Here is a 22,766-nt window from a genome sequence, read left to right as displayed (position 1 = left end):
TACCCGGCATGTCTCTTTCATGTAAGCGATTTATTAAATCAGGGACAAAAACAAGAGTCAGGGAGAATATCTCTTTAATTTGTACCCCGAAAACTTAAGTTTATCTTCTTTTTGAAAATGCTTTCATTCGATAAGGTTATAGCAGTTAGTTCGTTAGTGCTTAAGGGAAAACGAAAAGGGAGGATCTAAACAATGCTTAAAAAAAGAAAAAGTTTTTCTCTCGTCCTGGCATTATTAATGGCCGTTACACTTGTACTTAGTGCCTGCGGTGGAAGCGAGAGTGCTTCGGAATCCGGCGGGGCTGGAGATGATTCAGTCGAACTGATCTGGTACACCATCGGTACCCCGCAAAAAGATGTGAACAAGGTCATGGAAGAAGTCAGCAAGTATACCAAGGAAAAAATCAATGCTACCGTAACCATGAAAATGGTCGATTGGGGTGACTATCCTCAAAAGATGCAGGTGAATGTGGCTTCCGGTGAGCCTATGGACATTCTGTTCACCTCTTCGGGCGGATTTGACTACGTTCAGAATGCGAGAAAAGGCGCGTTCTTGGAACTGGATGAGCTGCTCCCCAAATACGGCAAGGATCTGATGGACACGATTGACCCGGCATTCCTCAGCGGTTCCAAAGTGGATGGTCATAACTACGGTATTCCAGCGAACAAGGAACTGCCGCAGCAAGAGGTATGGCGTTTCAACAAAACACTGCTCGATAAGTACAACCTGGACATCTCTAATATCCGCACCTTGGACAGTCTCGAACCTTTGCTCAAAACAATCAAGGAAAATGAGCCAAGTGTGACGCCGTTTGCGATGGATAAAAACTATGTCCCTTACGTTCCTTATGACTATGTCATTCAAAATTTGCCTATGGCAATCAAGCTAGATACAACGGATTACAAGCTCGTGAACATCCTGGAGACTCCTGAAATGAAGGAAGCGCTCACAACGATGAACAAATATTACAAAGCTGGCTATGTATCTGCAGAGGCAGCAACAACAGGATCAACCAACGACCTGACGACATCGGGCAACTGGTTCCTAGATCGCGCACAGACTCAACCGCTGGCCGACAATCAATGGTCTGCAAGTTATGGATATCCTGTCGTTTCCACACCGGCAAGTGATGCAATCATCACAAACACTTCTGTACAAGGATCCATCATGGCGATCTCCGCCAACTCCGAGTACCCGGAAAAAGCAATGGAATTCCTGAACCTGCTCAATACCGATCCAGTGCTGCGCAACATGGTGGACTCCGGTATCGAGGGCACTCACTACAAAAAAGTGGACGATACACACATGGAAAACCTGGCTGAATCGAAGAACTATGACATGCCTTCGTATTCCCTTGGTAACAACATGCTGCTCTATCTGAACAACAACGATCCGGATAACAAATGGGATGAGTTCAAGAAATTTAATGCTGAAGGCGTGAACTCCCCAATTCTCAGCTTCAACTTTGATGCAAGCAACGTTTCTACTGAATTGACAGCTGTACAAAACGTGAAAGAACAATACTGGGCCGCATTGATGACTGGTACGCTGGACCCGGCGACCAACTTGGATCAGGTCATTGAGAAGTTCAATCAAGCCGGTCTTGAGAAGGTAATGGCTGAAGCCCAAAGCCAGCTTGATGCCTGGAGAGCGGAAAATAAGTAAGGTTACATTCGTAGGATCGGGCGGCTGCATGTAGCGTCCGATCCTTTTTTTTCATTCAAGCTTGAAGGAGGATATCCCAATGACTGCATTTTTGAAAAACCTGATAAAAAACCGAGTCATGCTGTTCATGGTGCTGCCTGGCGCCATCTGGTTCTTCTTCTTCTCTTATCTGCCCCTGGTGGGTACTGTAGCGGCATTCAAGGAATATCGCTTTAGTCGTGAGGGATTCTGGGCCAGTCTTGCGAAGAGCGAATGGGTGGGCTGGGACAACTTCAAGTTCCTGTTCAGCAACAATGACGCGCTGCTGATTACCCGAAATACACTTCTGTATAACATCGCCATCATATTCCTGGGGTTAGTGTTCGCCGTAGGTTTGGCCATTCTGCTCTCGGAGCTTATTAATAAACGGCTCGCCAAAATATATCAAACCGGGATGTTCCTCCCGTATTTTCTCTCCTGGGTCATTGTAGGTTACTTTGTGTTCAGTTTCCTGAGCATGGACCGGGGAATGTTGAATCAGATCATCGGCTGGTTCGGGATGGAACCCATCCAGTGGTATTCGGAAGCCAAGTATTGGCCGTACATTCTGATTTTCGTCGCACTTTGGAAAACGATCGGCTACAACAGTATCGTCTATCTGGCATCTATACTGGGCATTGACCGTTCGCTCTATGAAGCTGCAATGATTGACGGTGCGAGCAAATGGCAGCAGATTCGCAACATTACGATCCCATTGCTATCCCCAATCATCACGATTATGACACTTCTGGCTGTAGGCCGGATTTTCTACGCGGACTTTGGTCTCTTCTATCAAGTGCCGAGGGATTCGGGTACGCTCTATTCCGTTACGAATGTCATTGACACGTATGTATATCGCGGCTTGAAAACGAGCGGTGAGATTGGCATGAGTACCGCTGCCGGATTGTATCAATCGGTTGTGGGCTTTGTACTGGTTATCATCTCCAACTATGTGGTACGCAAGATCGATAAAGATAGCAGCTTATTCTAGGACAAGGGAAAGGAGTGAACCACTGTGGCTCAACTCGTAAAAAAACGCGATTTCCATCATGTATCCAGCGGCTGGAACATCATCATGAATATCATGGCCGGACTTTTCGCTCTGATCTGTGTGTTTCCTTTTATATTTGTCGTCATCATCTCGTTTACGGACGAAAAGGCATTGGCCCGTGATGGGTACCGCCTGATTCCGGCGGAATGGAGTCTCGCGGCATATCAATTTGTCTGGCAGAGCGGTGATACACTGCTGCGTGCGTATGGGGTTACCATTCTGGTCACGGTACTCGGGACAATCATCAGTTTGATCCTCATGTCCCTGTATGCCTACGCCATTTCCCGCAAGAGCTTCAGATATCGGAGATTTTTCTCCGTGTTTGCCATTTTGACCATGCTGTTCAACGGCGGGATGATCCCGACCTATATGGTCGTATCCCAGCTGCTTGGATTGAAAGATACCGTGTGGGCGCTGATTCTGCCGCTGGCGATGAATGCCTTCTATATTATGATTCTGCGTACGTTCTACTCCACCAGTGTGCCGGATGCGGTTATTGAATCCGCAAGAATTGACGGCGCCGGCGAGTTTTATACCTTTATGAAAATTGTAATTCCATTGTCTCTGCCGGGGCTGGCAACGATCGGGTTGTTCAGTACACTGGGTTACTGGAATGACTGGTTCAACGCACTCTTATACATTGATAATCCCAACCTGGTACCGCTGCAATCCATGCTGATGCGGATCGAGTCCAGCATTCAGTTTATTCAGCAGAACTCCGCCAACAGCTCCATGAGTCTGGCAGCCATGCAGTCCATTCCGCAGGATACTTCCCGGATGGCGATGGTCGTGCTTGCAACGCTGCCGATTATATTTGCCTATCCGTTCTTCCAGCGCTATTTCGTACAAGGTCTGACGGTTGGAGCGGTGAAGGAGTAACCGGATCACTCTATAGGAATGGAGAGTTTCAGGATGATGACATACAAGGACAAAAGCAAGCCCGTCGAAGAACGGGTGCAGCACCTGCTTGGCCTGATGACTACGGAAGAGAAGGTAGGCCAGCTTATTCAGCCTTTTGGCTGGCAGACCTATAGGAATGACAAGGGAAATATCACGCTAAATGATTCCTTTATAGAGCAAGTGAAAAACGGCGGCGTCGGCTCTCTCTATGGCGCCCTTCGGGCCGATCCCTGGACTGGCGTTACACTTGAAAATGGTTTATCCGCGAGAGAAGGTGCGGAAGCTGTTAACCTGATTCAGCGTCATGCTGTGGAGCATTCCCGACTGGGGATTCCGATCCTGATTGGGGAGGAGTGCTCTCACGGCCATATGGCCATTGACGGAACGGTATATCCCGTACCGCTGCTGCTCGGCAGCACCTGGAATGTGGACTTATACCGAGAGATGTGCCAGGCCGTAGCTAAGGAAACGCGTGCTCAGGGTGGAGCGGTTACGTATTCTCCGGTACTGGATGTCGTGCGTGATCCTCGCTGGGGACGTACGGAGGAATGCTTTGGCGAAGATCCGTATCTCATTGGTGAATTGGCGGTAGCTTCTGTCGAAGGACTTCAGGGGGAAAGCCTTGACCGGGATGATGCGGTAGCTGCAACGCTGAAGCATTTTGTCGGTTACGGCAGCTCGGAAGGCGGCCGCAATGCAGGACCTGTACACATGGGCTGGCGTGAACTGATGGAAGTGGATCTGTATCCATTCCGAAAAGCAGTGGAAGCAGGGGCAGAATCCATTATGCCTGCTTATAACGAAATTGATGGCACACCTTGTACGGTAAATACGGAATTACTGGATCGTGTTTTACGTGAAGACTGGGGCTTTGAGGGTTTGGTCATTACGGACTGCGGTGCAATCAACATGCTGGCAGGCGGGCATGATGTTGCAGCAGATGGGCTCGATGCATCTGTTCAGGCTATTCAGGCAGGCATCGATATGGAAATGTCCGGTGAGATGTTTGGACAGTATCTGGTGCAGGCTGTTTCGGAGGGCAAGCTTGATGTGCAGGTTTTGGAACGGGCTGTCAGCCGCGTACTGGCATTGAAATTCAAACTTGGCTTGTTCGAGCAGCCTTATGTAGACGCTGACCGGGCCGCAGAAGTAATTGGCAGTGAGCAGCATATCCAGCTGGCACGGCAATTGGCAGCAGAAGGAGTGGTCCTGCTCAAAAATGAGCAATCGGCTCTCCCGCTATCCATTACAGGAGCTGGGCAAATTGCTGTCATTGGCCCGAATGCAGATCATGCCTACAATCAGCTCGGTGATTACACGTCACCGCAACCCAAATCCAAAGTGGCAACGGTACTTGATGGTATTCGCAGCAAGCTTGCGGGGAACGAAGGTGTACGTGAGGTGCTTTATGCGCCAGGTTGCCGAATCAAAGGTGATTCCAGAGAAGGGTTCGAGCATGCCATTGAGATCGCCGGCAAGGCCGATACCGTCATTATGGTGGTTGGAGGCTCAAGTGCCCGCGATTTTGGCGAAGGGACGATCGATTTGAAGACAGGGGCATCCAATGTATCGGATCATTCATGGAACGACATGGAGTGCGGCGAAGGCATCGACCGTATGACGTTAGGGCTTGCGGGAGTACAGCTGGAACTCATTCAGGAGATTCACAAGCTCGGCAAAAAGCTGATTGTTGTTTACATCAATGGGCGCCCCATCACCGAACCCTGGGTGGACGAACATGCAGATGCCATTCTGGAGGCATGGTATCCGGGTCAAGAAGGCGGGCATGCCATTGCAGACATTCTATTTGGCGATGTGAATCCATCGGGCAAATTGACGATTTCCATTCCGAAGCATGTCGGTCAGTTACCTATCTATTACAACGGTAAACGTTCCCGTGGCAAGCGTTACCTCGAAGAAGATCTGGAGCCTCGTTATTCGTTCGGATATGGACTTAGCTATACCACTTTTGAATACAGCGAGCCGAAAGTCAGCAGGGCATCCATGACAGCTGACGAATCAGTTATGGTATCGGTGGATGTGACCAATACAGGCCAGCGTAGTGGCGCAGAAGTGGTACAGATGTACATCACCGACGTGGTCAGCCAGATGACTCGCCCGGCCAAGGAGCTGAAAGGATTCAAAAAAGTGAATCTGGCACCTGGTGAGACGCAAACGATTGAATTCCTTGTTGGTGCGGAGCAGCTGCAATATATCGGACGGCATTTGAAACCCGTGGTTGAACCGGGACTATTCCGTATTCATATCGGCAGCAGCGTAAACGACACACAAATGGCCGAGCTTACGGTAAGGGAGGCGTAAAACATGGAACGTATTAGACGATTTATTCGTGAACTGTCTGAACATCAGTGGCTGGAGCAGTTGGATCTGCGCAGCTGGAACATCACCCGTGCTTATTATGACGTGCCGGGAAAATATGAGAATCAAGGGCCTTATCCGGAGGGAGAAGGCCTGGAACGTTTTCCAAGCACACAGGGGACCACCTACTTTTTTCGAACCCGTTTAGAAGTTCCTGCTTCCTGGCAGCATGCCCCATTCGGACTGTTATTTCAATCGGGAGGAGAAGGGTTGCTGCGGGTGAATGGTCGTTCTTATCAGGGTCTGGATCGCAATCATACGTACGTTACGCTGGACCCCTCCAAGATTGGAGTTCATCCGGAGCTTGAAATCGAACTGTTCGATCCTGTACCTGAACCTGTCGATCCGTTGAACCAGCAAGCCGTTATTCAGCCGCCGATCACATCAATCACCAGTCTGCTGGTGAGACCGAACGAGGCGGTTCGCAGCCTGATGTATACGGTCATTATTGTATGCGATTCGGCCATACTGCTGCCCGAAAGCGACTTCCGGCGTGTACGTCTGCTGGAAGCCATCTATCGTGCGATGGATCAATTTGTCGGCATGACAGATGAAGAGATCAAGCAGGGGGAAGGTATTCGCCAGATTGAAGAGAGTTTAACAAATCATGTGCGAGAGATTGGTGGTAACGCCGAAGGTCTTGAACATATGGTGGGACAGTCCCATATCGACATTGCCTGGTTGTGGCCTGTACGGGAGACCGTACGCAAGACAAGTCGTACATTCTCAACCGTGGATGCACTAATGAATGAGTATCCCGATTATGTGTACTCCCAGAGCCAACCTTTGTTGTACGCCTTTCTGAAGGAACATGATCCCGAATTGTATGCACGGGTGAAGCAGCGCATTGCAGAAGGACGCTGGGAACTGGTTGGCGGCATGTGGGTTGAACCGGATCTGAACATTCCGAGCGGCGAGTCGCTGATTCGCCAAATGTTATATGGCCAGCGTTTTTACATGGAGGAGTTCGGCAAGACGTCACAGATTGAATGGCTGCCGGATACATTCGGGTACTGTGCCTCCCTGCCTCAGATATTGAAGCATGGCAATGTGGACTATTTCATGACGACGAAGCTGGGATGGAACGATACCAATGTATTCCCGTACGATCTCTTTCACTGGGTTGGCATTGACGGTACACCGATCCTGTCTTATCTCAACCATGGTGTCAATGAACACACTTTACCGAAGGATATTCATGATCACTGGCAGTCCTACCGTGAGAAAGCAGCACATCCCGAGCACATGCTTCTATACGGGCATGGTGATGGTGGAGGCGGAGTAACCCGCGAAATGCTGGAGTACGTGGATCGTGCAGACTTGATGGTAGGGCAGCCTGCCAGTCGCTACAGTACAGCGGGAGCCTTTTTTGCAGGTATTGAAGCAGGGCAGCCTACACTTCCGGAATGGCACGGTGATCTGTACCTGGAACTGCATCGAGGCACGTACACGACACATGCACGCAACAAGCGGAACAATCGCAAGGCAGAGGTCCTGTACCGTGAAGCCGAGCTGTGGAACACACTCGCTCTGCCGGACATGGAGGCGCAGACAGAAGCTGAAGTCCGTTCGACACTGCATGAGGGCTGGAAGCTGATTTTGCTGAATCAATTCCACGATATTATTCCAGGCTCAGCGATTACGGAGTCCTACGTTACTTCGGATGAGGAATATGTACGAGTTTTTGAGTTAGGTAGAGCAGGGGTGAACCAAGGTGCTGCGGCATTAACGGCAGGTATTAACACAAAGGGTCCAGAAGGTTCAGCGGCCTATGTGGTGTTCAACAGCCTTGGCTGGAAGCGTAATGCAGTTATTCAGCTCCCCGTGCACGATGGCTTGGATCGTTATGCGGTAGATGTAGAAGGCCAGCACCTGCGAATGGATCGGGAAGATAACGCGATTTCGATTCTTGTGGATGACATTCCGGCGTTTGGGTATAAGACGATTTGGCTGGTGCCTGAAAATAATAGGGAAACGAATGCACAAGAAGTGACCAGCCTTGCCGGTCAACCTGTCTTTGACGATACATGGGATACGGCGTTTTATCATGTGGAGTTTAACAACCGAGGCGAGATTACTCGTCTGTGGGATAAGACAGCAGAGCGGGAAATGCTGAAGCCGGGTGAACAGGGCAATCAATTCCACTTTTTCCACGACCGTCCGACGCTCTGGGATGCGTGGGATATTGACAGCCGTTATGAAGAACAGGTTGCCGGGGAAGTTGAGCTATTGGAGAAAAAGCTGGTGCTGGCGGGTACAACGAAGGACGTCCTGCGCTTCCGCTGGAAACTCCATCAATCGGAGATTACACAAGATATCGTTTTTTACCATGATTCACGGCGGATTGACTTCCAGACGCAGGTGAGCTGGAACGAAAATCACAAGCTCCTGAAAGTCGGTTTTCCAATCGATGTCGTGACCTCCAAGGCAACATACGAAATTCCTTTTGGCGCGTTGGAGCGGCTAACGCACCGTAACACCAGCTGGGAACAAGCCCAATATGAAGTTTGCGGCCACCGGTTTGCGGATGTATCCGAATATGGATACGGCGTGAGTTTGCTTAATGACTGCAAATACGGATACGACGTACAGGGAAGCACCATTCGTTTATCCCTGCTTCGTGCACCGAAATGGCCGGACCGGACGGCAGATCTGGGAGAACACGAATTCACGTATGCCCTGTATCCGCACGAAGGGGATTGGCGTACTGCGCATACGGTACGTCATGCTGCAGAGCTGAATCACGAGGTGACGGTACAGCAGGTACTGCAGAGCACAGGGATTGAAGTTGACTCAACTGCAACTGCCTCACCTGCACGCCCGGCAACCGGAGCATGGATTGATTTGGATAGCGAACATGTCATTTTGGATACGGTTAAAATGGCAGAGGATGGACACGGCACGGTACTTCGTTTCTATGAATCTTCAGGTAAACGTGAACGTGTAACCTTGCAATGGCCACATGCCTTCGAGCAGTCTTATCTCTCCAACGCGTTGGAAGAACCGGGTGAGCCTTTGGATATGACGAATGGTCAGATTACATTGACCTTCGCCCCTTACGAAATTAAAACCGTGCTGCTGCGGTAAACCTTTTTGAAAGATCTCAGAGCTATGCAAGATGAACTTAAACATTTACACCATAACGCAGAGTGCAGAACCAGTCTGGAGAAGCAGAGCGCTCGCGTTTATCACTGGATTTTTCCCTTTGAAGAAGGGAATCCAAAAAAATCCGGGGATAACAGCGATCGGAAGATGGTACTGCAATCGTAGTGGCCATGTGTAACAGTTCACGGGTTCATCTTATCTAGCTACACCATTCAATACGTTTAAGGAGTTGCACTCATCCATGGAACAATTCAGATTACCCAAAATACCAATGCCGCCCGTTGCTGTGCCGCAATCCATTCAGGCCGTGCTCGAAGAGGCGGAAGAGAAGCTGGCTCATCGACCGAAGCTGCTTCAATTATTCAAAAATTGTTTTCCCAATACAATCGAAACGACAACGAAACTGATGGACGATGGTACGACTTTTGTTATCACCGGAGACATCCCAGCCTCGTGGCTGCGTGACTCCGTGGAGCAGGTGGTGCACTACATTCCGTTTGCGAAGGAAGATGAGGACCTGCAGCGAATCATTGGCGGCCTGATCAAGCGCCACATCCAGTATGTTCATATTGATCCGTATGCTAATGCCTTCAATGAGACGGCCAATGACTGGCACTGGAACACAACGGACGAGACCGACATGTCGCCATGGGTATGGGAACGCAAATTCGAGATTGATTCGCTGTGCTTTGTTGTGAGACTGGCCTATCTATATTGGAAGGAAACGGAGCTAACCGACATTTTCGATTCCAGCTTCAAAGCAGCCATGCGCAAAATCGTGGATTTGTTCAAGGTGGAACAGCATCACATGGAGCAATCACCATATCGCTTTACGCGCAATAACGGCATTCCTACAGATTCTCTACGGAATCATGGGAAGGGTATGCCGGTCAATTATACAGGCATGATCTGGTCTGGCTTCCGTTCCAGCGACGATGCGTGCGATTTTCACTACAATATCCCAGGCAACATGTTTGCAGTCGTAGCTTTGCGCCAGATGCAGGAGTTTGCCGAGTGGGTGTTCCGGGATATGGCGCTGCTGCAGGAGCTTAAGGATCTGGAGCAGGACGTGGATCACGGCATTCAGCTGTACGGCATTTATCGTCATCCGGAATTTGGTCCCATCTACGCGTACGAGACGGATGGCTACGGCAATTACTGTCTCATGGATGATGCCGGTACACCGGGGCTGATGTCCATTCCGTATCTCGGCTACGTCACAGCGGATGATCCAATCTATCAAAATACCCGCCGATTCGCCCTGAGCAAAGAGAACCCGTTTTATTATGAGGGCAAGGTTGCCAAAGGGATCGGCAGCCCGCACACACCACCGGATTACATCTGGCATATGGGTCTATCCATGCAGGGACTGACGGCACAATCTGCCGAGGAGAAGCTGGAGATCATTCGTATGCTGGAAGCGACAGATGCGGATACAGGTTATATGCATGAAGGTTTCCATGCAGATGACCCAACCATTTTTACGAGAAAATGGTTTGCATGGTCCAACAGCCTGTTCTCCCAGTTGGTCTATAAATCCATGAAGGATGGCCTGTTATGAGTACACATGTGAAGGACAATAAGCTGATTATCTTCGCTGATCCTGATTTTCCGGCAGAAGGCCAGCGGCCATCCCGTGAGGCTCTGGATACTTGGCAAGGGTCTAATGAAGTCATCATTGTTAGCGCACGCGAACTGGCTGATGTGTTGAGAGCATCAGCAGGCGAGGGCTGTCTGGTAAACCTGCATGCACCCTACTTTCCCAAATCGGCCTGGACGGAAATTGCAGCCTATCTGCATCAGGGAGGAAGCTTGATCAGTGTGGGTGGAGCACCATTTAAGCGCCCTGTCCGGGACCAGGATGGAGCTTTGGTTGTGGAGTCAGAGCAGACGGCGTATCATCAGGAGCTTTATATTCATGAGGCACTGAACGTATCTTCAGCAAATATCCAAACGTACACTTCCTCTGAACAAATTTCACTGCTTGCAGGCAAAGAGGGCTTGTTTGAGATTGCAGATACTTCGAATTTGGTCCCGCATACCACCAAGTCCAGTGATCTGCCTCACCAGATGGGTTCGGCAGGACCGATGAGCACGCAGATCTATCCGTTACTTTGCGGAGTGAGTAAGGATGAACGCAGCATTGCCGCTCCGGTTGTACTATGGGAGAATTCCCGCAGTACATTTGCTGGTTCACGCTGGATGTTTGTGAATCTGCCGCTGACCGCTTCATTCTGGGAGCAGAACGGTGCTAATGAGATTGTAAAGTGGGCACAATTCTGTGCCAAAGGGGTAACTGAATTGTCGCTCAAGCCTAACTACGCCACGTATGAACCAGGTGAACGGGCTGTCCTTACCCTTCAGGGACAGATTTTACAGCGCGCGGGTGACAGACGTACGTCTTCCGAGTTGTGGACGTTTGATCTGACTGTTGAACGGGAGGATCGGGCAGGCACAGCTGAGAAGGTATGGAGCCATAAGCTGCAGATGGAGCTTACCGGAGAACAGCAGTTTGTACGCCTCCCTCTTCCGGTTCCAGTAGAAAGCGGGCTGTACCGAATCGTATGTCGTGCGCAAGCACCTGACGGTGAAGTTCGGGTCTTGCGCCAAGGCTTCTGGGGCCAGGATGACGCATTGCTTACAGAAGGTGAAGTCATCACCCGCAGCAGAGACTACTTTGTAAAAGAAGGACGACCTCTCCCTGTTGTGGGCATGACGTACATGACCTCCGACGTAGCCCGGAAATTTCTGTTTCTGCCGAATGCCGACGTATGGGATCGGGACATGGCACAGATGGCGAAAGCGGGCATTAACTGGATTCGGACCGGAATCTGGACGGCATATCGCAATATGATGCAGGTGGACGGACACATGGCAGAGGATGTGCTTCGCGCGATTGATGCCTTCCTGTTAACGGCGAAGCGCCACGGCCTGCAGGTCACGTTCACATTCTTTTCCTTTACACCTGAAACGTGGGAAGGAACGAATCCGTATCTGGATCCGCAAAGTGTCGAGGCACAGAAGCGTTTTATTCGCAGTATCGTCAGCCGGCATACACACACCACCCATGTGGATTGGGATCTGATTAACGAGCCATCGATGTTTGATCCGGTACGCATCTTCTCGGCTGGCCCGCGCTCAGCCCGGGATTCACACGAACAGCAGGCTTTTGTGAAATGGCTTGAGCAGCGTCATGAAACCATTGAAGCGCTGCAGGAAGCATGGAACATGTCGCCGAAGCAGCTTCCGAACTTTGCAGCAGCGGTCATTCCGGAACCGGAAGAGATTAACTTTGATGTACAGGACATGCATAAGGCGAAAAAAGGAACCCGCTGGCTCGATTATTGTCTCTTCTCCATGGAGATGCACAATGTTTGGGCAAGAGAGCTCGTAGGTACGATCAAGGATTTGGTGCCGAATCATCTCGTTACTGTAGGGCAGGACGAAGCTCTGGGTGCACAGCGTCCTTCACCGTTTTTCTATGAACGTGAGGTGGATTATACCACCGTGCATTCCTGGTGGTTGAACGATGATCTGATCTGGGACGGCATTTTCACCAAAACTCCGCATAAACCGAATTTAATTCAAGAGACGGGCATCATGTATGTGGAGACCCCGGATGGACGTGCCAAGCGCACGGAAGAAGAGCTTCGCAGCATTCTTGAACGGAAGTATGCCTATGCATTCTCCACAGGTGGTGCCGGAGCAGTGCAATGGATCTGGAATACCAACTTCTATATGGATAATGCCAATGAATCTCATATTGGAGCCCTCCGTGCAGATGGTACAGAGAAGCCTGAAGCGGATGTATCCTATGACTTTGGCCGCTTCATGCAGAAGGTGCGTGATCTCTTCGAGGATCGTGAGCTGGAGGAGATTGCGGTCGTGTTCCCGTATTCCAATGACTTCTCCAACCGTTCCCTTGCGTATGATGCAACAACCAAGCTTACGCGTGTGATGTCCTATGATCTGAAACTGCCATTCCGTGCCGTATCCGAATATCATTTGGAAGCATTGGAGCAGCAGCCGCCCAAGCTGATTATCGTGCCGAGTCCACACAATATGGATAATGATGCATTGCTTCAGCTGCTTGCATTCACGGAGAAGGAAGGCGCATGTCTGCTGATCACTGGACCACTGGGACTGGACGCGTACTGGAAGGCCAGTGACCGGGCCGATCACATTGTGGGTAAACGCAGTTTGGGTAATGTGCAGCGTGAAGAACTGCTGAATATCAATGGGGTGAATCACCGGGTAACATATGGCCGGCGTCGTATTGCTGAGGTGGCTAAAGAGACGCTGCTTCATCAAGATCATGACACTCCAGATGAAGTGACTGTTCTGCCATGGGGGAAAGGAAAAATCATGTGGACCCCGCTGCCACTCGAGCTTAACGGACGGGATGAGCCGCTGGCGGACCTGTATCGTTATGCGGCCGAAACGGCTGGCATCTATCAGGAGTTGGAATGGGTATCTGGAGGAGAAATCGCAGGAATCTATGGCCGGAAGCTCAGTTTTCCAAAAGGAAATCTATATGTATTTGTGTCAGAGTCTTCACTCCATCACAAGGTTCAAGTCAGAGATACTCGCACTGGCGTATCCTATGAATTCAAATTGGAGAAAAATCGGTCCGTGCTGTTTGCCACAGATGCTGCAGGAAAGCTGCATACGGTGTATCGCCCGGAAGAAGTTGAGATTGTACAACAAAATGGAGAGGTGGGCTAACGCATGACGGAACAAAAGGATAAACCAAAAACCAAAAGAGCCCATATCATTTCGCACACTCACTGGGATCGGGAATGGTACCTGCCCTATGAGAAGCACCATATGCGGCTCGTTCAACTGGTGGATTCACTGCTGGATGAGCTCGATGAGGGAGCAGACTACAAAAGCTTTTATCTGGATGGACAAACGATCATTATCGACGATTATCTTCAGGTCCGTCCGGAGCAGAAGGAGCGGCTGGAGAAGCATATCCGTAATGGCCGGATCGTGATTGGGCCATGGTATATTTTGCAGGATGCGTTCCTTACCAGTGGTGAAGCCAATGTACGCAATATGCAGGTTGGACATCGGGATGCGAAGCGTTACGGCACGCCCTCCAAGATCGGTTATTTTCCTGATACGTTCGGGCTGGTTGGACAGACGCCGCAGCTTATGCTGCAATCTGGCATCGATAACGTCTTTTTTGGAAGAGGCGTGAAGCCTACAGGCTTCAATAATACCGTATCGGATGCAGGATACGAATCCAGCTTCTCGGAGCTCATGTGGGAAGGGCCGGATGGATCGAAAGTGCTGGGGGTGCTGTTTGCCAACTGGTACTCCAATGGTAATGAAATTCCGGTAGATGAGGCTTCAGCTCGCAAGTTCTGGGAAACCAAACTGGCAGATGCCGAGAAATATGCCTCGACCAATGAGCTGCTGTATATGAACGGTTGTGATCACCAGCCTATTCAGCGGGATCTGCCTGAGGCGATCCGAATGGCCGAGCAATTACATCCCAACATTGAATTCGTTCACTCCAACTTTCCGGATTATCTGACGGCCCTGAAAGAATCATCGGAACATGAGCTGTCCACGGTAAAAGGAGAGCTGCGCAGCCAGCGTACCGATGGCTGGGGTACATTGGTGAACACGGCTTCGGCACGGGTTTATCTGAAACAGATGAACCAGCTTGGTCAAGCCATGCTGGAAAAGGTGGCTGAGCCACTGGCGTCCTACGCCCATCTTCTTGGGCATGCTTATCCGCATGACCAGCTGACATATGCCTGGAAAACGCTGATGCAGAACCATCCCCATGATAGCATCTGCGGCTGCAGTGTAGATGAGGTTCACCGCGAGATGGTCACTCGATTCGAGAAGAGCCGTCACGTTGCTGAAGCCATGATTGAAGAGAGCACAAGTCAGATTGCTGCTTCGGTGGATACCTCAATCTTTGCCAGTTACGGTGAAGATGCTCGGCCGCTGATCACGTTTAATACGACAGGCTGGGAGCGCAGCGGCGTTGTTCAGATCGAACTGGATGCAGCTCGTATCTACTTCCGTGATGGAATTTCATTAGAGGGTATGGCTGCCCAAATGAACAACGTAGACCTGTCGGGTCGTATCCTCGTTGATGAAAAGGGTGCGCACGTTCCGTGTACAGTTGAAGATCTGGGCCTGCAGTTCGGTTATGATCTGCCGGATGACCGATTCCGTCAGCCGTACAGCTGCCGCCGGGTCAGAATTACATTTGAAGCTGAGAACGTGCCAGCGCTTGGATTGAAGGCATATGCTTGGATTCGCAGTGAAGCTCAGGATGATTCTGTCTCGAATGGGACTGCACTGCGCAGTGGTGAACGTAGCCTGGAGAATGAATATGTTGCCGTTACAATCGCAGACAATGGCTCCTTTACACTGAAGGATAAACGTACAGGACGTACGTACCAAGACCTTGGCGTATACGAAAATGTTGGGGATATCGGTAACGAGTATATGTTCAAGCAGCCGGAGAATGAAGTTGCCTTGACTACGAAAGAATTAACTGCCGGCATACAGATCATAGAGGATACGCCGTACCGTGTCTCCTACGAAATCATACATGATTGGGAAATTCCAGCTTCGGCGGATGAGGTGCTGGATCGTGAACAGCGTGAGCTCATCTATTACCCGTATCGCAAGGCACAGCGTTCCAAACAGACTACCACACTGCGTATTCGTACGATTCTGTCGTTAAGCCGCAGCGGAAAAGGAGTTCATGTGCAAACCACGTTCAACAATCAGGCGAAGGATCACCGTGTACGTGCCCTGTTCCCAACCGATCTGGCGACTGCGGTTCACCATGTGGATTCCATGTTTGAGATTGCTACTCGTGATAATGTACCCGCACCGGAGTGGCAAAATCCAAGCAATACACAGCATCAGCAAAGCTTTGTGGATGTGAGTGAAGAACAGGCTGGACTGGTCGTAGCCAATCTGGGACTGAATGAATATGAAGTTCTTCAGGATGGGCGCAATACGATCGCCGTAACGCTGCTCCGTGCCGTAGGGGAGCTCGGGGACTGGGGATTGTTCCCGACACCGGAAGCACAATGTCTGGGGGAGCATGCGTTCCAGATGGAGATCATTCCGCATGATGGAAGCGGTGCATCATCAGATGCATACATCGAGGCTTACCAGTTCCAGGTTCCATGGACGCTGGTTCAAACGGATGTTCACTCAGGTACGCTGTCATCAACGCATACGCCATTTGCATGGCAAGGGGAAGGTATGGCATTCTCCTCACTGAAAGTGAATGAGGAATCAGGTGATCTGATGATGCGCTGGTATAATATGAAGCCGGACACATCGCTGCTGAGTTTGGCTGCGACCGAATTGGATACGAATGAAGAAGCATACAAGAGCAATATTTTGGAGGAGAAGGGGGAGAAACTCGTATCCTCTTCAAATGTTTCTACTAATCTATTCAGCGGCAAACAATGGTCCATCCCGGCAGGACCTTGCGAGATTGTTACGGTAGGGCTCCCTCATTAAAGGAAACACCCTGAGAGCAGGCAGGTACTGTCATCCACACCATTCGCGATACGATGTGTTACGAAGGAGATCGTTTTTTCCAGACGGAACATGTTGAGTTATGCCCCGAGTTTCTATAGAATGAACAATAGAATTGCAATCGATCGAAGGAACCTTTGCCGTCATCATGGTTATTGGTAAAATTCAGGTGGTTCATTCTATATTGAATACATTAAGGGGGCTTGAAGCCATGGAATCCTTGGGAGGACTGCTTCAGCAGCTTAATCCTTCCTTTCGTGAGCAGTCGCGGCGAATTGCGGCGGAGCTGATGGATGATCCGTACGTACGCGAATTCCGAGCAGGTCACCCGGAACTGAAAGATGCGCAGCTCATGACCGATCTGAGCAAGCTGTATCAGTATGCCCGAGATTCGAAAAACTGTGCGAATTGTCCGGGACTGGATAACTGTCCTAACGATTTCCAGGGTCACTTTTGCAAACTGGAAGTAGAGCATTTTAACGGTAAACCCGAAATTATAGATAAAAAAGCTCCGTGTTCCAAACATATTGCCAGGCAAAATGAGCATGTGATCAAGAAGAGAATCCGCAGCTTCTATGTGGACGAGCGTGCGCTTAGTGCAGGATATAACGATGTGGAAATTATGGGCAAGGATCGGATGCGGGCTCCGGCGGTAAACCAGGTTCTGCGTTATATCAATGATACGAAGGAGAACGGATTATCTCCGCAAGGACTGTTTCTTGAGGGATCATTTGGAACAGGCAAGACGTTTCTGATGTGCTATTTGTTACACGAATTAGCCGTTGCGGGATACACAGGGGTCATTATCTACATGCCTGACTTTGTGGAGGATCTGAAATCCATGATCACGGATGGGCAGAAGCTGAAGGAAACGACAGATATACTCAAAAGCTGTGACCTGCTCATCTTCGATGATATTGGCGCAGAGAATCTGAATCCTTGGGTTCGAGATCATGTGATGGGTTCCATTTTGAACTACCGCATGAATCGGAAACCGACGTTCTACACGTCCAACTACAATCTGGATGGGCTGGAGAAGCATCTCAGCTTTACGAGCAGGGATGGCGAGGAAATGAACAAGGGGCAGCGTCTGATGGATCGCATTCGTCCGTTTGTTGACGTCGTTTCTGTTCGCGGAGAGAATCAGCGAGGCAAGCGATAATTTTTATATTCATACGGTAAGTAGTCCACAAAAAAGCCTGGTTTTTCGCGGTAGTCGCGGAAACCGGGCTTTTTTGGTCCTGCGCGGGCCTGACATCCTATTCGGTCAGGAATTTGAAGATGACCATGCCGAAGAAGATAACTGTCATCAGGCCACCCATGCCGGCAACACCCGCAATCAGATCGAATAGATCGTTACGGGGCTCCTCGTTCACATGTTCACGCGGGTCGCTGATCCGCACATTTGCGTCCATGGTATTGCCTCCTTATGTGGATCAACAGCTTGCCCTTCCAGGGAGCTGAAGCCCGGAGTAATTTTAGTATACTTGGAAAAGAAAGCGTTTGTAAAGATTTTGCAGCAATCGTGTCAAGATGACCAATTGTGAAGATTTGATGGTGGAGAGATGAACATTGCACGTTCATTTCACAAGTTTAGATGACCTGTGTTATACTGGAAGTGTCGTTCACGACGTTACAGGTTAAAATAAACCGTAAGTATATATAAGGAGGACAATTTCATGGCTATTGTTAACGTATCCGATCAATCCTTTAACGCTGAAGTCGAAGGAGAAGGAACGGTTCTTGTTGATTTCTGGGCGCCTTGGTGCGGTCCTTGCAAAATGCTCGCTCCAATCCTGGAAGAGCTGTCCACCGAAGTTGGCGATGCAGTGAAAATTGCCAAAGTCAACGTTGACGAAAATCCGGAATCCGCTTCCCGCTTCGGCGTAATGAGCATTCCGACATTGATCTTCTTCAAAGACGGCCAACCGGTTGATAAAGTGGTTGGATTGAACTCGAAAGAAGCACTCAAAGGAATCATCGAGAAACACCAATAATTCACTAGGCTAACAGATACGCCTCCGGTTTATGCGCCGGGGGCGTTTTGCGTCGAATATCTTTTTATAGGACAATATAAAAGTAATCATTATTTTACACTTATAATGTAGAGTGCAGAACCGATTCGAAGAAGCGGAGCGCTCGCATTTATCACCGGATTTCCCCATGCAAGTGGGATCAAAGAAATCTGGGGATAACGGCGATCGTAGAACGGTACTGTAATCGGAATGGTCTAGTGTAACCGTTGATTATACTTTTTTCGGAAGGGAGGACCCACCGAATTATGGATGAATTCATTAATGTTCTGCAAGAACAGGAGCAGGCCCTGGAGCAGATACGGCACAAGCTGGCACTGCTGCCTGATATGCCTGGCTGTTATTTGATGAAAAACAGCGAAGGTACCATTATCTATGTAGGTAAGGCCAAAGTGCTGAAAAACCGTGTACGCTCTTATTTTATAGGTAGTCATAACGGAAAAACGCAGCGTCTCGTATCCGAAATCCGCGATTTCGAATACATTGTAACCGGCAGCAATATGGAAGCACTCATCCTGGAGTGTAACCTGATCAAAAAACACATGCCGCGTTATAACGTCTTGCTCAAGGATGACAAAACCTTTCCTTATCTTAAAATTACGAATGAAAAGCATCCCCGGCTCGAAGTGACCCGGCGTGTGCTGAAAGATAAAGCCAAGTACTTTGGACCCTATCCAAACTCGTACGCGGCACACCAAACGAAAAAGCTGCTCGACCGCATGTATCCGCTGCGCAAATGCGGCGTAATGCCGAAGGAAGTCTGCCTGTATTACCACATGGGACAATGTCTTGCTCCCTGTGTGAAGGAAGTAGGCAAGGAGCAATATGACCAGATTTCCCAAGAAATCGGTTCATTCCTGAGCGGAGGTCACGAAGAAATCAAGAAGGATCTGCAGCGCAAAATGCAGGAAGCCGCAGAGGATCTGTATTTCGAACGTGCCAAGGAACTGCGGGACCAGGTCATAGCGATTGACGCCATGATGGAAAAACAGAAAATTACGATGGCGGACGCCAGAGACCGCGATGTGTTTGGGTTCGCCATTGATAAGGGCTGGATGTGCGTCCAGATTCTATATATGCGTCAGGGGAAAATGATCGAGCGTCATGTATCGACGTTTCCGTTTTATGGCGAAGCGTACAGTGACTTTATGTCCTACGTGACGCAGTATTATAGCGATAATCCTGCACTGCCGCAGGAAATCTTGCTGCCTGAAGTTCCGAAAGAACTGGTCACTGAAGACTCGGTGGATAACACGGAAGTAATGGCTGCGGATGTGCCAGCGGCTGTAACCTCGGAATCGGATCCATTGTCATCAGCATTAGATGATGTGTCTGCTGAACCACAAGTTGCGGAATCCCGTGCAGCTTATGGGGAAAACCATGCTTCGGACGAGGATGAAGCAGAAACAACAATGGCTCAGGATCTGTCCGATCAACAGGAGGATGCGGCTGTGGATACGAACCGCCCTGGATTGGAAGACCCGTTCCAGGCTGCGGCGGCTCTGCAGGAATGGCTGGAGATCAAGGTTCACATCCCGCAGCGCGGGTTGAAACGCCAAATGATCACCATGGCTGTGGATAACGCACGTGTGGCCTTGGAAGAGAAATTCCGTCTGATTGAGCGTAACGAGGAACGTACATCCAAAGCATCCGAGGGTCTTGGCCGCTGGATCGGTCTGGATCAACTGCGCCGAATCGAGGCGTTTGATAACTCCAACATTCAGGGAACCAACCCGGTGTCGGCGATGATTGTATTTACCGATGGCAAGCCGGACAAGAAAGAATACCGTAAATACAAGGTTCGTTCAGTAGAAGGACCCGATGATTACGAAACGATGCGTGAAGTCATCCGCAGACGTTATGAGCGGGTATTAAAGGAAAACTTGCCTCAGCCTGACCTGATCGTTGTGGATGGCGGAAAAGGGCAGATTTCGGCTGCTGTGGATATATTGGAGAATGAACTGGGTTTGTTTATTCCCGTGTGTGGTCTGGTGAAAGACGCCAAACACAAAACTTCTCAGCTCATGATTGGCAATCCGCCGGAAGTTATTTCACTGCCGCGGGACAGCCAGGAGTTTTACTTGCTTCAACGTATTCAGGAAGAGGTTCACCGTTTTGCCATCTCGTTCCACCGGGAGCAGCGCGGCAAGTCCATGGTCACTTCACGTCTGGATTCCATTCCTGGCATCGGGGAGAAGCGTCGTAAACTGCTGCTGAAGCATTTTGGTTCTTTACGCAAAATAAAAGAGGCCAGCGTCGAAGACTTCCGGCCTCTATCTATCGGTGATAAACTAGCTAATCAAATTATTGCAGCCCTTCGGGATGAGGAGTCGTAACATACGGCTTCTCTTTTTTTTGCGGATTCCATTTGTAAATTACATAACCAACGATGGCTGGAAGCACAATCCAGAAGATGCCTGCAGAGATATTCAGGGCGTCACCCATAAAGATCAGGCTGAGTCCCATCAGCAGGCTGTCGAAGATGACATGGCTGAATAAAACGGCGATAAAGCCGTGACGCAGCATGACCAGACTGAACAGCAAACCAATGACCATGAGCTCTATTGGACGTGTAATGACCGGGTAGATTGGATAAAGTGTATGTCCAAGTGCCCAGATCAACGTTGGAATCAGACAGGCGATAAAGATATTGCGCACGATTTTCTGCATCATGCGAATGCCGAACAGCCGGTACACCGTTTCCTCTCCAATGCCGGCCATCCAGGCCATGATCGGAAATATCCATGCGTAGGACATATTGTAAGTCGATTGGTCTGCCGAAGTGGTAGACCAGCTTCCTATGCTGCGTTCCAGAATGAAGAAAAGGATGGATTGAACGCCAAGCAAAATGAACGCCCACAGGTACCCTGCATACATGCTGTGAAGGACATATTTACCGTATCCGGGCTCTTTTGCACGTGGCCAAGGATTTAGTCCGATTTTGCGCCACATGCCGTCTCCTGCAACGAGTGAGAGGTAGATCGTGGCACTCATGACCAGAGTGATCCCTGTCTGCATGAGCATCAGGAAGGCCAGCATGAAGCTGGACAGGCCTTGTGCCTGAAACAGTGGAATCATGTTTAGTGTACCAATAACAGATGCGGCGAAGTACACAAGGGACAGAATAATCCCGCGTTTAAATGATGTATGTGCCCGGGTGAGAATGCTGTAGATAATCGCCAGCACACCAAGCACGAAGGTCAGGAAAGCATAACCTCCATAAGTCATCCAGTTGGCCTGGCGAGTTTGATCCTTTACATAGTTGATATGCTCGTCTGGAACCGAGAAGACTGATTCGAAGGAGCGAACCGCTCCGTTTTCAAAGGTAAAATTCAGTTCCAGCTTCGATTCACCGATCTGCTTATCCGCATCCGTATAGGTTAATCCACCTTCACCTTCGCGGGTATCCAGCTGAAGCTTGGGGGCGTCATAGCCGAATTCGGCAAAAATTCCGGATGCCAGCTGCTCCTTTTCGTCCAATGGGAGATTGCCCTCGGCGAGCTGAATCGTGGCATTGCGTTTGTTCTTGTCCTGCTCAGCCTCAGCGGAAGCATACAGGGAAGAAGGTAGTTCTCGTTTGAAACCAACGACTTTGCCAGTTCTCATATGTACGTCCACATTCAAATAACCGCCGTTGTCCTCATCAGGCAAACGAACGCGAAACACATCGTAGGGATAGGCTGCTTCCCATTTTTGATTATACGAATCAAGCTGTTTGGTTTTGGCCATGTATCCATAGATATCGGAATGGGTCTGATAGGTGACCAGTGTCTTGCCGTTATCCGAAGGAAGGGTGTAATCGGCCATGGAGGCTGCGAATGATCGTGCGGATTGGGTTGCCTGTTCCTTGCTTATAAAAGATGTAGACGGAATATCCGTGGTTTGTGATGAAGTAGCAGGGAAGATCTGAAAGACAAAAAACAAAATCAGGCCAATCGCCGCCAGCAACCCTAAACGCTTGAAGTTAGCTTTGAGTACCAAAGGCTGCCCTAAGGGGTTCATGTAATAGTGTTCCTCCTTTATTAATTTGGATATTAAAGTAAAGATAGCACAGGCCGAACCCTGAATGCCAATGATGAAACGAA

13 protein-coding genes are annotated in these 22,766 nt (G+C 49.7%); 11 read left to right on the top strand and 2 right to left on the bottom strand.

Annotated elements, in window-relative coordinates:
* The first annotated feature begins 192 nt into the window (after positions 1-192).
* From AC3WQ3_RS08950 to dnaI, 9 genes are all read left to right on the top strand, one after another.
* Entirely contained in the window at positions 193-1,665 is a 1,473-nt protein-coding gene (locus AC3WQ3_RS08950; protein ID WP_127538935.1) for an ABC transporter substrate-binding protein, read from the top strand.
* A gap of 79 nt (positions 1,666-1,744) precedes the next feature.
* Positions 1,745-2,674 carry an ABC transporter permease gene (locus AC3WQ3_RS08945; protein ID WP_095292071.1) on the top strand — a complete coding sequence of 310 codons (930 nt, stop codon included), beginning with the start codon at positions 1,745-1,747 and terminating at the stop codon, positions 2,672-2,674.
* A gap of 84 nt (positions 2,675-2,758) precedes the next feature.
* Complete coding sequence (locus AC3WQ3_RS08940) at positions 2,759-3,613, top strand: carbohydrate ABC transporter permease (RefSeq protein ID WP_217506623.1); 855 nt, start codon at positions 2,759-2,761, stop codon at positions 3,611-3,613.
* A 33-nt stretch (positions 3,614-3,646) separates the two neighbouring features.
* Positions 3,647-5,956 (top strand): glycoside hydrolase family 3 N-terminal domain-containing protein, encoded by a 2,310-nt coding sequence (locus AC3WQ3_RS08935; RefSeq protein ID WP_492472016.1) that lies wholly within the window; start codon positions 3,647-3,649, stop codon positions 5,954-5,956.
* A gap of 3 nt (positions 5,957-5,959) precedes the next feature.
* Positions 5,960-9,100 carry an alpha-mannosidase gene (locus AC3WQ3_RS08930; protein WP_492472015.1) on the top strand — a complete coding sequence of 1,047 codons (3,141 nt, stop codon included), beginning with the start codon at positions 5,960-5,962 and terminating at the stop codon, positions 9,098-9,100.
* Between the two features lie 259 nt (positions 9,101-9,359).
* Entirely contained in the window at positions 9,360-10,679 is a 1,320-nt protein-coding gene (locus tag AC3WQ3_RS08925) for a glycoside hydrolase family 125 protein (protein ID WP_492472014.1), read from the top strand.
* Positions 10,676-13,843, top strand: a complete 3,168-nt coding sequence (locus AC3WQ3_RS08920; RefSeq protein WP_492472013.1) for a beta-galactosidase — start codon at positions 10,676-10,678, stop codon at positions 13,841-13,843. The genes AC3WQ3_RS08925 and AC3WQ3_RS08920 overlap by 4 nt, the downstream gene beginning before the upstream one ends.
* Before the next feature lie 3 nt (positions 13,844-13,846).
* A complete protein-coding gene (locus AC3WQ3_RS08915) occupies positions 13,847-16,630 on the top strand; it encodes an alpha-mannosidase (RefSeq protein ID WP_492472012.1) in 2,784 nt (927 codons plus the stop codon).
* A 229-nt stretch (positions 16,631-16,859) separates the two neighbouring features.
* Positions 16,860-17,810, top strand: coding sequence for a primosomal protein DnaI (gene dnaI / locus AC3WQ3_RS08910; protein ID WP_127538941.1), 951 nt, complete (start codon positions 16,860-16,862; stop codon positions 17,808-17,810).
* Positions 17,811-17,907: 97 nt separating this feature from the next.
* Here the strand turns inward: dnaI and AC3WQ3_RS08905 are convergent, their stop codons facing one another.
* The gene (locus tag AC3WQ3_RS08905) at positions 17,908-18,063 is read right to left on the bottom strand and encodes a YqzM family protein (protein ID WP_095292061.1); all 156 of its coding nucleotides are present in this window, start codon (positions 18,061-18,063) and stop codon (positions 17,908-17,910) included.
* 264 nt (positions 18,064-18,327) lie between these two features.
* On the opposite strand from AC3WQ3_RS08905, the gene trxA reads away from it, so the two are divergent.
* Positions 18,328-18,645: a thioredoxin gene (gene trxA / locus AC3WQ3_RS08900; RefSeq protein ID WP_095292059.1), complete on the top strand. Its 318-nt coding sequence runs from the start codon at positions 18,328-18,330 to the stop codon at positions 18,643-18,645.
* A 284-nt stretch (positions 18,646-18,929) separates the two neighbouring features.
* Complete coding sequence (gene uvrC, locus AC3WQ3_RS08895) at positions 18,930-21,017, top strand: excinuclease ABC subunit UvrC (RefSeq protein ID WP_492472011.1); 2,088 nt, start codon at positions 18,930-18,932, stop codon at positions 21,015-21,017.
* Here uvrC and AC3WQ3_RS08890 read toward each other — a convergent pair.
* Positions 20,986-22,683, bottom strand: a complete 1,698-nt coding sequence (locus AC3WQ3_RS08890) for a CPBP family intramembrane glutamic endopeptidase (RefSeq protein WP_492472010.1) — start codon at positions 22,681-22,683, stop codon at positions 20,986-20,988. The two genes, uvrC and AC3WQ3_RS08890, sit on opposite strands and share 32 nt — an antisense overlap.
* Between the last annotated feature and the right edge of the window lie 83 nt (positions 22,684-22,766).

It is taken from the genome of Paenibacillus sp. FW104-T2 (genome assembly GCF_058789975.1).
The sequence above is the reverse complement of the archived record's forward strand: the minus strand, read 5'-3'. Positions and strand labels throughout refer to the sequence as shown.